Consider the following 12,961-nt stretch of genomic DNA (forward strand, 5'->3'; position numbering starts at 1 on the left):
AAAATGAATGTAAAACAAGTATTAGACACAAAAGGATTAGCATGCCCAATGCCAATCGTAAGAACAAAAAAAGAGATGGATGCTTTACAATCTGGAGAGATTCTAGAGGTTCATTCAACAGATAAAGGAGCTATAAAGGATATTCCAGCTTGGGCACAAGCTGGCGGACATGAAGTATTACAACATACTGAAGAAGCTGGTGTGCTAACATTCTGGATTAAGAAAGCGTAAGAGAAAGAGCTTGCTCTATGAATGCATCAGCTTAATACAATGTACATGTAAATGATAAAAGGATGTGTTCGGAGTAAAGCATTGTGATTAGAACCTTTTGAATCATGTTAAGTCGATAGCAACTCCATGATACAAGTAGGGAAAAATTATGCGGAAGTAAAATGTTGGAAATGTATGCGGCGTAATGATGAAAAGTGAACAACAAAGGATTGGAGGTCATGTTGTATGAGTATGAATGTAGCATTAAATATCGTTTTCATTGTACTTATTTCTTGGTTTATTGTATCTCGTTTTTTACCAATTAAGGGAGTGAAAAACATAAGTGGAGAAGAACTCAAAAGGGAGATGAATAAAAAGAATAAACAATTTATTGATGTTCGTACACTAGGAGAATTTAAAGGCAATCATATTCATGCTTTTCGTAACATTCCACTGAATGAGCTAGCACGAAAAGCAAATAGTTTAGATAAAAACAAAGAAGTGGTAGTAATTTGCCAGAGTGGAATGAGAAGTAAACAAGCAACAAAAGTATTAAAGAAACTAGGATTTAAACACATTACAAATGTTTCAGGTGGTATGAATGCTTGGAACTAAGGAGGCATTACAAATGAAAGAGATTACAGCTAAAGAATTAGAAAATAAACTTATGAATGATGAAGAATTAAACATTATTGACGTGCGTGAAGTAGAAGAAGTTACAGAAGGAAAAATTCCAGGAGCGCTTCATATTCCACTTGGCTTATTAGAGTTTCGTATGCATGAATTAGATAAAAACAAAGAGTATATCATGGTATGTCGTTCTGGTGGCAGAAGCTCGCGAGCAGTTCAATTTTTAGAGAGTAATGGTTTTCTAGTTATTAATATGAACGGTGGTATGTTAGCTTGGGAAGGAAAAATAGAATAATAGTCAAGTGTATGAAAAACGATATGTATAAATACAAATTTAAAAACCGACATAAACCCCTTCTTTTTAGGTGGGAGAGAGCATCGGGCCATGCATAGCCGCGGCTTATATGTCGAAAAATCAAAATGGGTTTATATGAAAGAAAATGCAAAGACTTTTAGGAAAGAAAGGACTTTGCACGAACTATTGATTACCACGTGGGTATGAGTGGAGACGGGAGGGTTCATCATGGGACAACAGAAAAAGACCACAATTGTATTGTTTAGCGGAGATTATGATAAAGCGATGGCAGCGTATATTATTGCAAATGGTGCAGCAGCGTATGATCAAGAGGTTACGATTTTTCATACATTTTGGGGACTTAATGCGCTTCGTAAAGATGAGCATGTCCCTACAAAGAAAAATTTCTTAGAAAAAATGTTTGGAAAAATGATGCCTCGTGGTGCTGATAAGATGAGCTTATCTAAAATGAATTTTGCTGGTATGGGACCGAAAATGATTAAGCATGTGATGAAGAAACACAATGCAATGCCTCTACCAGGTTTAATTGATATGGCAAAAGAGCAAGGAGTTAAACTGGTAGCTTGTCAAATGACAGTTGATTTATTAGGGCTAAAAGAAGAAGAAATTATGGAAGATGTAGAATTTGCAGGAGTGGCAGCGTATTTAGCAGATGCTTCTGAAGGAAATGTAAATTTGTTTATTTGAATTTTAGACTTAAAAAAAACCCAACGGGTAGTGGTATTGAGCATGTTGTGACATGAAAAATTTGTTTGACATGTATGGAAGGTATTCAATTATAAGATACATTTTCGCAAAAAAGGGAAAGGGGAAGAATGAACATGAGCCTTAGTTTTATAGTTGTAATCTTTATAGTTGGCTTTATTGGTTCATTTATTTCTGGAATGGTGGGCATTGGCGGTGCCATTATTAACTATCCCATGTTTTTGTATATTCCTGTATTATTGGGGTTTTCTGGTTATACAGCACATGAAGTAAGTGGAATCACAGCGGTACAAGTATTTTTTGCAACTTTTGCAGGTATATGGGTATATCGTAAAGATGGATATATAAATAAAACATTAGTTTTATTTATGGGAACGAGCATTTTAATAGGGAGTTTTGTAGGTAGTCTAGGTTCAAAGATATTAGATGAGAGCCAAATTAATATTGTGTATGCAATTTTAGCTACGATTGCAGCCTTTATGATGTTTGTACCGAAAAAGAACCGCGAGGATATATCATTAGAGGCACTTACTTATAATAAATGGTTAGCTAGTGCATTAGCATTTTTAGTCGGGGCATCTGCAGGGATTGTGGGAGCTGGAGGAGCATTTCTATTAGTGCCAATTATGCTCGTTATTCTTAAACTTCCTACGCGTGTAACAATCGCAACTTCATTAGCGATTACCTTTATTTCATCTATAGGTACTATGATTGGAAAAATTACGACTGGACAAGTTATGGTACTTCCTTCTATTATTATTGCTATCGCAAGTATACTTGCTTCGCCTATCGGAGCGAGTATAGGTAAAAAAATGAATCAAAAAGTATTACAGTGGATATTAGCGATATTAATTGTCGTAACATCGGTTAAAATATGGATACAGTAGAATAAAGTGAAACTTTAATCAGTGGGGGGGTTCTTCATCCCCCACTGATTATTAGTTGAACCAATCGGGCTTTTACAGCCCGTTAATGCGGGATAAAGTGAAATGAAGAATAAAAAACATAAAAAAATCAGCCCTATCTCCATAGGGCTGATTTTTTTATTAATTATTATTCGATGTTGTTTCTGTCTCACCATTACTATTGCTGTTGTTGTCCTCGGAGTTGCGAGTGCTATTGCCTTTGTTATTGCTATTGTTGTCCTCGGAGTTGTGAGTATTATTGTTATTGCTGTCGTTGTCCTCGGAATCTGCTTTTTTTACTTTGTCGGAACTCTCTTTTTTCTTGCTCTCTTTCTGTGAGTCAGTTGTTTTTTTATACTCAGATAGCCCAAGATGAGTACGAAGTTGATTTGTTAGATCTGTTAAATCTTTTTCTTCAGGCACATAGTAATACGTACCACCGTCACCCGCACGACCACATTGATCATCACCAGCTGACATATAACAATCTTTACCGGTAATTTGTAATTTCTCAATTGAAGAATCTGAACCGTATTTATAGAATGACAACATATCATCAAATGTTAAGTTCGTAACAAATTGTCCGTTAATATCATCAATAATAGCTCCTACTTTTGTAACAGAGTCAACACTTGTTAGTTTTTTGAGAATGGCTTCGATAACAAGTTGTTGACGTTGTCCACGCATTGCATCACTATCAATATGGCGCGTTCTAGCAAGTGCAAGTGCTTCTTCGCCGTTTAATTTTTGTACCCCTTTTTTGAGATGGATTGCACCAGCATTATCGTTACTATCTTGTTCAGTAAATTCTACAGGTACGTCAACTTCAATGCCGTCTAAGTCATTAACAATTTTCATAAATGATTTAAAGTTGAATTTTACGAAGTAATCGACAGGGACGTGAAGTAATTTTTCAACTGCATCAATACTAGCCTGTGGTCCACCAGTTTTACCATTCTTGGCAGAACCAAATGCATGTGCATGTGTAATTTTATCGTTCTTTTTTTCTACTGGAATATAAGTATATGTGTCTCGTGGAATGCTTAAAAGTTTAACGGTTTTACTATCTTTATTAAAAGTTGCAAGTAACATTGCATCTGTCCGTATGGCAGCACCGTATTCTTTGCCACGTACGTCGCTTTCATCAACACCCATTATTAATACAGATACATTATTAGAAATAGGTTTAACTGCTTTATCGCGTAAGTCAGACTTATCGCCACGCTCTAAACCGTGAGCGGCATTTCGAACCGCAGAGGATGCTTTATTTACTAAAAACCATGTATAGCCGCCTCCTACTATGAAAAATAATAAAAGGATACTTATAATGATTTTGGTCTTTTTCTTACCTGTTTTCTTATTATTTCGTGTATTTTGTTGCAAAGGTGAGTTTTGCTCCATTTCATATACTCCTTCATTTGGATTGAGATACGACACTCATATCAACTAATTATAATGAATCCTGGCGAAAAAAGACATTACAAATCATTAACAATTCGTAAAAATTCAACTTATTTTATGAAAAGTCAGATTTTTCGACCTCGCTTGAAGTGAAATTGAGGGAATATGAGTAATGAAACACACATAATTCGTTCTATTGGAAATAGAAATACGTGCTATGAGAAAATGGTAGGGAAGTAGGATTTGTTGAAATATGTTCAAGAGAGCGATTACTTGGTACTTTATTGGTCTTATATAATAAAGTAGAACGATGTCAATGTGCCCGTTTAATCGGGATAAAATATAAAGTAGGCAAATAAAGGAGAGAGACAGCATGAATGGTACAACATTCCGAGCGATGCTTGTAAATGAAAGAGAAGGAAACCAATTTGAACGAAGTATTGTAGAGAGAAATATAAGTGACCTACCAGAAGGAGAAGTATGTATTCGTGTTCATTACTCCTCATTAAATTATAAAGATGCACTTTCAGCAACAGGGAATAAAGGGGTTACAAGAAAATATCCGCATACGCCAGGGATTGATGCAGCGGGTAAAGTTGTTAGTAGTACAGATGCTTCCTTAGAGCAAGGCGATCAAGTCATTGTAACGGGATATGATTTAGGAATGAATACATCTGGTGGACTTGGCCAATATATTCGTGTGCCAGCATCATGGGTTGTTCCTTTACCTGAAGGAATTTCACTAAAAGAAAGTATGATGTATGGAACGGCAGGGTTTACAGCTGCTCTTTCTGTTCATAAGTTAATCGCATCAGGCATTTCACCAGAGCAGGGGAAAGTTCTTGTCACAGGAGCGACAGGCGGAGTTGGTAGTGTTGCTGTTAGCATTTTAGCCAAGCTAGGATATGAGGTAGTAGCAGCAACTGGAAAAAAAGACGAGGAAGATATGTTGTTTCAGTTAGGTGCGAAAGAGGTCATTCACCGTGATAAAATCAACGACCAATCTGGAAAACCGATGTTAAAGGGAGTATATGCAGGTGTGATTGATACTGTTGGTGGCAATACATTAGCGACAGCTCTTAAAGTTGTTCAGTACGGAGGTAGTGTGACGACATGTGGTAATGTTGCGGGACATGAGCTTGCAACCTCTGTCTATCCATTTATTTTACGCGGTATTAACTTGCTAGGGATAGATTCTGTGCAATGTTCGATGACAGTAAGAAAGCAAGTTTGGTTATTATTAGCGGAAGAATGGAAAAATCCAGAGTTATTACGTTATACAGTAGAATGTACGTTAGAAGGATTAGATGAAAAGATTGAACATATATTACAAGGGGAATTAAAAGGAAGAACGATTGTAAATCTATCATAAAGACTATGTTTATTAATTGTATAGTAGTAGATTTTGTTGTTTAAATATATGACATGATTAAAAAGTGAGTTCTGTTTAACTTTCTTTTTAATATACCCTCATACAACACGAGGTACAGAAGATCCGATGACAAATGTACTATATAAATCCATTTTGATTTTTCGACATATAGCCGCGGCTATGGATAATAAAAGGTGACCTGCACTCGTTTTCTCTCTTTGTTTTCACTATGTCTGGGGCTGGAAAAGGATCTGACCGCTTCTATGCATGAACGGATGCTCTCTCCCACCTAAAAAGAAGGGGTTTATCCCGCATTAACGGTCAGTAATACCCCCACCTCAAATTTCTGCAGAAAGCAAAGAAGTTAGGTGAGGGATAAACTGCCCGTAAAAGCCCGATTGGTCAGGGCTAATAATCAGTGGGGCATGAAGAAAACCCCCACTGATTAAAGTTTCACTTTATGTCGGTTTTTTAATTTGTATTTATATATAAGATAGATAGTGGTGTGAATATTAAATAGAAGGAATTTTTCTTACTATAGTGTTTGCTTTAATGCTACTTTTCCTTTTTCACCTAAAACAGCATCTGCAATATTTACAGCGTGGTCACCGATACGCTCTAAGTTACTTACCATATCAACATAGATGATACTTGCATCGCCTGAACAGCTACGTTCATTTAGACGCATGACATGACGCTTACGTAGAACACGTTCCATTTGATCAATTTTATGTTCTTTCGTAATTACAGTTTGCGCAAGTTCTACATCGAAGTTTGTTAAAGCTACAATTGCATCCTGTAATGTTGAGGTTGTTAATTCAAGCATTTCATTTAATTCTGCCATTGCTGTATCTGACAGTGAAGCGCGATTAGATATCTGGAAGTCCACGAGTTCTACTAAGTTTTCTACATGATCACCGATACGTTCAATATCACCGACAACGCCTGCTAATACTGAGTGTTTTTCAGAATCAACGGATGATAGTGGTCTTGCTGAAAGAGACACTAAATACTCTATAATTTTTTTATCTAAATTGTTAATGGCTCCTTCTAATTGAGCAACCATATCGGCATGTTTCTTTTGTTTTGTATTTAAAAATTGATTTGCTTCTTTTAGTCCGTGTAATGAGAATTCCGCCATGCGTACAATTTCCTTTTGTGCTTCTGTTAAAGCAATGGCAGGAGATTGTTCAATGAAAATTGGATTGAGATGTTGCGGTTTGAAGTCAATTGCTGCATCTTCTCCGCGTATAATTTTTGTTACAATCCATGCTAAGACAGCAATGAACGGGAACTGAATAACTGCATTGGTTACGTTAAATGTTCCATGTGCAAAAGCAATCGTCATTTCTGGATTTAAGTTTAAGGATTGCTGGAAATAAGTAACTAAGTTTGTAAATGGAACTAATAAGATGGTAAAGATAATGGTTCCAACGATATTAAAAATAACGTGAACTAATGCTGCACGTCTTGCTGCGATAGAAGTACCAATTGCTGCTAAGACAGCAGTAATTGTTGTTCCAATATTATCACCAAATAATACAGGCAGGGCAGCTTTTAAATCGATTGCCCCTTGACCAAATAGTTCTTGCAAGATTCCGATTGTTGCACTTGAACTTTGTACAATTAAAGTGAATATTGTACCAACGATGACTCCTAGAATTGGACTGTCGCTCATGCTTACCGTTAATTCTTGGAACGATTCTAGAGAACGTAGTGGTTTCATACCAGTGCTCATTAATTCTAAACCAAAGAATAACATACCGAATCCGAATATTACTTGACCTAGAGATTGTACTTTTTTATTTTTAAAGAAGAATAATAGGATAGCTCCAACTGCCATAACAGGAAGCGCATATTCTCCGATTTTAATTCCGATAATAAATGCTGTAACAGTTGTCCCGATGTTAGCACCCATAATAACACCAATTGCTTGTCTAAGTGTCATAAATCCAGCACTTACAAGTCCGACTGTTAAAGCGGTTGTTCCTGAACTAGATTGAATGAGTACGGTAACTAACATACCAGCTAATACGCCCATAAGTGGGTTTGTTGTAAAGCGATCAAGGATATCACGAAGGCGATCACCTGCTGCTTGTTGCAGTCCATCTCCCATGTACTTAATCCCAAATAAGAAAATACCTAATCCACCAATAAATTGGAAGATCATATCTTGAACATTAAATTCCACGCATTCCACTCCTTAAATTTCATGTACGGTGTAATTATTAACTAAACGTTGAGATTCTGTAAACGGTTTGTTGATAAAATTTACACTAATTTTACAAACAGATAAAAAATTTACATTTGTGTAAAGGAATCATTGGATTTAACTATAGGTAGAAATTATGCAGTGCTTTTTATACAAATAGGGTGTGAGTTAAATAGTAGTTATCTATGTATATGGAAGTAAGTGAAAAAAATATTAATATTTATCAGAAAAATGGTAAAATAAGTTAGGGAGAATAATACTACATAAGTGGGGATGGTAATGAATAAATTTGGGAAATATGCAATGCTGTTAGTTATTTTGTGTGGAGTCGGCTTAGCTGGTTGTAGTTCTGAAAAACAAGAAGTTAATACAAAAGAAACACATGAAACAAAGGGTAGTAAGGAAGATCAATTTGAAGAAGTTCCCGTACAGGCATCTATTACTGCTAAAGATCCAATGGAGATAGACTTAAAACATAAAATTGATCCTGGGACAGTGACATCTGAATCTGTTTATGTGATGGATGAAGAAAACGCGAAAGTAGAAAGTAAGCTGAAAATAAATGGAACAAAGCTCATTATCGAGCCGCTGAATAAAGAGAAACAACAAGGTACATATACTGCATTTGTAACAAGTAAAGTGAAAGCAGCAGATGGCTCTGAAATTGGAAAACCGTTGAAAGTAGTTTTTAAAGTGAAAGAAGATCAAAAGGAAAATATATCTGAGCAGACTGAAAAGAAAAATGAATCTCAAGCAAATGAAAACGTACAAAAAGAAGTGGACAATACAAAAGATTTTACATCGTATAATGGATTGTGGACAGATTCAGACGACTATTGCGGAAACGGAATTTTTGCTACGATCCAGTTTACCGACAAAAATGTAGCCAAGGTTCATTTAGGTGCGCAAATGCATGCTCAAAAATCAAGGAATTGTGAAAACGCTAAGCCTGATGGAGCACAGGAAGGGGCTATTGTTACATTTGACAACAATGGAGTTGGAACATTCTCATTTACAAATGTAAGAAGTAATGTACTGCAAAAGGCAACAATTCAATTAGCTGGGAATAAGGTTCTGTTAACGACAAAAGTTGTTGCTTCTGGAGAATATGGTTCTGAGACATATTTTGGAGATAATGTAACAACGAAATTAAAGTATCATCGCGATAAATAAAAACATGAAAAAGCTGCTGGCTCATCCAGCAGCTTTTTCATGTTTTTTATCCATACGTTTTTGTTTTCGTAAATTTGTAATATAAATAAAGAGAAAGGCGATAAGCAACACGGAAGAATACCGATATACAGTGGCATAGTCAGTAAAGTGTGCGATAAATCCAAAGATAATTGCCCCGGCTCCAATGCCAAGGTCAAATGCGGAAAAGAATGTTGCAGTTGCAACGCCGCGGCGATGTGGTGCTACACGGTCAATCATCCATGCTTGCAGTGCAGGTTGAATCGCGCCAAATCCGCTTCCATAACAGCTTGCGGCAAGAATTAAACTTGGTATTGTTGTTGTATATGACAGAAGGATAATTCCTGCGAATGTTAAGATGACTCCGGGAATAATGACAAAGGCGTGGCCTTTTACATCGTATAGTCTTCCGGAGAATGGGCGCGTTACAGCAATTGCAAGTGCGTTAAATAAAAAGAAAAGGCTAATATCAGCGATGCCAACCTGTGTAGCGAATAACGTGATAAAGCTACCGATCCCCCCGTACATTAATGTGAGACATAATATTAATAATGAAGGAAGTAAAGCTTTTTTCTCAATAAATCCATCTAAAAAGGATTCATGTGTGTGTTGAATGGGCTTTGTTGTTGCTTGAATCGTTAGCAATTTTGTTAATATTAAAGAGACGACTGTGCAAGATAGCGCACATAAAAAAAGAATCGTAAAATTATACGTTTGCATGAGCCAAAGTCCAATGAGAGGACCAAGCGCCATTGCTATCGTTCCGGATAATCCAAAATACCCCATACCTTCGCCCCGGCGGGCAGCTGGAATTAGGTCGGAGACAACGGTTCCATATGTAGTGGTTGTAATACCAAAACCGGTTCCATGTAAAATACGAACGGCGAGAAGAAGAAAGACAGTTGAGGCAAAAAGATAGCTGCCCATGGCGAGTAAACAAATGGCAGTTCCAATCATTAAAATCATTTTTTTACTGTATTTTTGTAGTGCATTTCCTGTTAACGGCCGAATAATGAGTGCTGCTACAGTAAACATCCCAACAACAAATCCAATGATTGAACTTGTGCCACCAATCTCTTTTACATAGACGGGCAAAGTTGGAATTAACATTTGAAACCCCAAAAACATACATAAATTTGCCAGAATAAGAGCTATAAACTCTTTTGTCCATAACGGTTCTCGCTTTACGAGCACTGCTTCTCCCATATATTCAGCCCCTATATATTTTTTCTTTGTTCTTTCGAGTATATGTATTGGTCAATGTAACAGTCAAGAAAGGCGAATTGAAATGACGTAACAATTTTTCGGCGGAAATATTTAACAATTTGTGTAAATGCTACACAAATTGTTAAAAAAAGGGTAAAGTATAGATGTATAGTCTGCTAGTTGTTGTGATTAATAGGTGTAATTTTTAACCACTAAAAAGAAAGCGGATTCAAATGGATAGTGAAACAGAAGGGGATCTACAACTGTGTTGCTATGAGGTTTTGAAAAGGTTTACAAAATGATGATGAAGAAAGAGGCGTATACATATGAGACGATTAGGTATTTCTATTTATCCAGAGCACTCTACAGTAGAGAAAGATAAGGAATATTTAACTGTAGCACATCAATATGGTTTTACACGTGTATTCACATGTTTATTATCTGTGGATGGAGAAAAAGAGAAAGTTATAAAAGAATTTAAGGAAACGATTTCTCATGCAAATGAACTGGGTTTCCAAGTGCTTGTTGATATTAGTCCAGCCGTGTTCGAACAGCTTGGTATTTCTTATAATGATCTTTCATTTTTCCATGATTTAGGTGCATATGGTATTCGTCTTGATGTTGGTTTTTCAGGATTAGAAGAATCCATTATGACGTATAATCCATATGGTTTAAAAATTGAGATTAATATGAGTAATGGTACAAAATATGTTGATAATATTATGAGTCATCGTCCAAATCGTGAAAATTTAATCGGTTGTCATAATTTTTATCCACATCGCTATTCTGGTCTTTCCTATGATCATTTCATTACATGCTCAAAACAATTTAAAGATTACGGTATGAGAACTGCAGCTTTCATTACATCATTTGATGCGGTATATGGTCCATGGCCGGTAACGGAAGGATTATGTACAGTAGAACAACATCGCGAACTGCCAATGACAACACAGGCAAAACATTTATTTGCGACAGAATTAATTGATGACGTTGTGATTGCAAATGCGTATGCGTCAGAAGAAGAGTTGAAAGCGCTGGGCACGTTAAATAAAGAAAAACAAACGTTTGACATAGAAATTTATGAAACAACTACGGATTTAGAGCGGAAAATTGTATTAGAAGAGCCTCATTTCTATCGTGGGGATGTGTCTGAATATATGATCCGTTCAACACAAAGCCGTGTGAAGTATAAAAAAGAAGATTTTAAACCGCATAATACAAGAGCGATTAAACGTGGTGATATTCTCATCGATAATGAGCAGTATGGTCAGTATAAAGGTGAATTACAAATTGCCTTAAAAGATATGGTCAATACAGGAAAAACGAACGTGGTCGGCCGTGTAATTGAAGAAGAGATTTTCCTACTAGATTATTTACAGGCTTGGGATAAATTTGGATTTACGTTAAAAAAATAGTCTCTATAATAAATCCATTTTGATTTTTCGACATATAAGCCGCGGCTATGGATAACAAAAGGTGACCTGCACTCGTTTTCTCTCTTTTTTTCACTTGGCATGGGGCAGGAAAAGGATCTGACCGCTTCTATGCATGAATGGATGCTCTCTCCCACCTAAAAAGAAGGGTTTTATGGTGGTTTTTTAATTTGTATTTATATAAATAGAAACAAAGCTGCCTATGAAGGCAGCTTTGTTTCTTATTCATATCGTAAACATTCAATTGGATCAAGCTTCGCAGCTTTGTTCGCTGGAAGTAAACCGAATAGAATACCGATTAGCATAGATAATGCTACGGAAGTAAGACCTAATTTTACTGAAACAACAAGTGGCCATCCGGCGAATATTGCCACAATCCAAGCAAAGAAGATACCGAGCATGAATCCAATGAAACCACCTAGAGCAGTTAAGATACAAGATTCAATTAAGAATTGCATTAATACTTTTCCGCGCGTTGCACCAAGTGCCTTACGGATACCGATTTCACGTGTACGTTCTGTTACCGATACAAGCATGATATTCATAACACCGATACCACCAACTAATAGTGAAATTGCTGCGATACCACCGAACACACTTTTTAAGATTCCTGTAAATCCATCGATTTCTTTTAATGCGTCTTGTGGATCGGGAACGCTGAATTTCCCTAAGTGTTCTGGTTTTTTCATAGCATTCAGTTTTGCTACAACTGCTTTCTGAACGGTTTGTTTATCATGGCCAGAAGCGGTTTTTACTGTAATACCGTCGTAATTATTTTTTCCAAATAATACTGGCCAGTTCTCTGCAGAAATTGCACCTTCTTTAAATTCCATACCACCCATCATTGCTTTAGTAGAATAGACACCGACTACTTTATAGGGAGTGCCTTTTATATCTACATATAAGTTTGGCTCCCAAGAAGAGAATAATTTATCGAATGCATCTTTGTTTAATACAATGGTATGTTCAGGTTTATCTAAGTCTGAAGCTGTTAAAAAATTGCCATGCTCTAACTGAATATTAGCTTCATCGTTGAAATAATCGCCTTTAATACCTTTAAGGTCGACATCAAGTTCTTTTTTACCAGCATAAATTTTTTCTTTAGATGAAACGTTTGGATATACGTCTTTTACGCCGGGAGTTTTTAAGACACTTTCATACATGCTTCCAGAGATTTTTCCATCCATATCAGAATAGTCGTCTGTTCGATAATTGACTTGAAATTCATCTTGCTTTTCTTTTCCAATTTGTTCACGGAACTTTGCGTTTGTTCCATCACCGATAGAGATAATAGTAATAATTGCACTGACCCCAATAATAATCCCAAGCATCGTTAAAACTGAACGCATTTTATGGGCGAAGATGGAGGATAGGGCCATG

The 12,961-nt window shown here is 36.3% G+C and carries 12 protein-coding genes; 8 read left to right on the plus strand and 4 right to left on the minus strand.

The window, feature by feature from the left end; translation table 11 throughout:
* Window positions 1–3: 3 nt before the first annotated feature.
* From QUF99_RS07750 to QUF99_RS07770, 5 genes are all read left to right on the plus strand, one after another.
* Entirely contained in the window at window positions 4–231 is a 228-nt protein-coding gene (locus tag QUF99_RS07750) for a sulfurtransferase TusA family protein (protein ID WP_289369325.1), read from the plus strand.
* A 231-nt stretch (window positions 232–462) separates the two neighbouring features.
* Window positions 463–825, plus strand: coding sequence for a rhodanese-like domain-containing protein (locus QUF99_RS07755; RefSeq protein ID WP_289374587.1), 363 nt, complete (start codon window positions 463–465; stop codon window positions 823–825).
* 13 nt (window positions 826–838) lie between these two features.
* Complete coding sequence (locus QUF99_RS07760) at window positions 839–1,135, plus strand: rhodanese-like domain-containing protein (protein ID WP_289369326.1); 297 nt, start codon at window positions 839–841, stop codon at window positions 1,133–1,135.
* Window positions 1,136–1,363: 228 nt separating this feature from the next.
* Complete coding sequence (locus tag QUF99_RS07765) at window positions 1,364–1,843, plus strand: DsrE/DsrF/DrsH-like family protein (protein WP_289369327.1); 480 nt, start codon at window positions 1,364–1,366, stop codon at window positions 1,841–1,843.
* A gap of 134 nt (window positions 1,844–1,977) precedes the next feature.
* Window positions 1,978–2,748: a sulfite exporter TauE/SafE family protein gene (locus QUF99_RS07770; protein ID WP_289369328.1), complete on the plus strand. Its 771-nt coding sequence runs from the start codon at window positions 1,978–1,980 to the stop codon at window positions 2,746–2,748.
* Between the two features lie 159 nt (window positions 2,749–2,907).
* Here QUF99_RS07770 and QUF99_RS07775 read toward each other — a convergent pair whose 3' ends face one another.
* Complete coding sequence (locus QUF99_RS07775; RefSeq protein WP_289374589.1) at window positions 2,908–4,167, minus strand: LCP family protein; 1,260 nt, start codon at window positions 4,165–4,167, stop codon at window positions 2,908–2,910.
* A gap of 373 nt (window positions 4,168–4,540) precedes the next feature.
* On the opposite strand from QUF99_RS07775, the gene QUF99_RS07780 reads away from it, so the two are divergent.
* Window positions 4,541–5,539 carry a YhdH/YhfP family quinone oxidoreductase gene (locus tag QUF99_RS07780; RefSeq protein WP_289369329.1) on the plus strand — a complete coding sequence of 333 codons (999 nt, stop codon included), beginning with the start codon at window positions 4,541–4,543 and terminating at the stop codon, window positions 5,537–5,539.
* A gap of 535 nt (window positions 5,540–6,074) precedes the next feature.
* Here the strand turns inward: QUF99_RS07780 and QUF99_RS07785 are convergent.
* Window positions 6,075–7,730, minus strand: a complete 1,656-nt coding sequence (locus QUF99_RS07785; RefSeq protein ID WP_289369330.1) for a Na/Pi cotransporter family protein — start codon at window positions 7,728–7,730, stop codon at window positions 6,075–6,077.
* Window positions 7,731–8,030: 300 nt separating this feature from the next.
* On the opposite strand from QUF99_RS07785, the gene QUF99_RS07790 reads away from it, so the two are divergent.
* The gene (locus QUF99_RS07790; protein WP_289369331.1) at window positions 8,031–8,924 is read left to right on the plus strand and encodes an Ig-like domain-containing protein; all 894 of its coding nucleotides are present in this window, start codon (window positions 8,031–8,033) and stop codon (window positions 8,922–8,924) included.
* Window positions 8,925–8,945: 21 nt separating this feature from the next.
* Here the strand turns inward: QUF99_RS07790 and QUF99_RS07795 are convergent, their stop codons facing one another.
* The gene (locus QUF99_RS07795; protein ID WP_289369332.1) at window positions 8,946–10,148 is read right to left on the minus strand and encodes an MFS transporter; all 1,203 of its coding nucleotides are present in this window, start codon (window positions 10,146–10,148) and stop codon (window positions 8,946–8,948) included.
* A gap of 326 nt (window positions 10,149–10,474) precedes the next feature.
* Here QUF99_RS07795 and QUF99_RS07800 point away from each other — a divergent pair, with 326 nt between their 5' ends.
* A complete protein-coding gene (locus QUF99_RS07800) occupies window positions 10,475–11,563 on the plus strand; it encodes a DUF871 domain-containing protein (RefSeq protein ID WP_289369333.1) in 1,089 nt (362 codons plus the stop codon).
* Between the two features lie 239 nt (window positions 11,564–11,802).
* Here QUF99_RS07800 and QUF99_RS07805 read toward each other — a convergent pair whose 3' ends face one another.
* Window positions 11,803–12,960, minus strand: coding sequence for an ABC transporter permease (locus QUF99_RS07805; RefSeq protein WP_483298622.1), 1,158 nt, complete (start codon window positions 12,958–12,960; stop codon window positions 11,803–11,805).
* Window position 12,961: the final 1 nt, after the last annotated feature.

The organism is Bacillus sp. DX4.1 (assembly GCF_030348195.1).
Taxonomy (GTDB): domain Bacteria; phylum Bacillota; class Bacilli; order Bacillales; family Bacillaceae_G; genus Bacillus_A.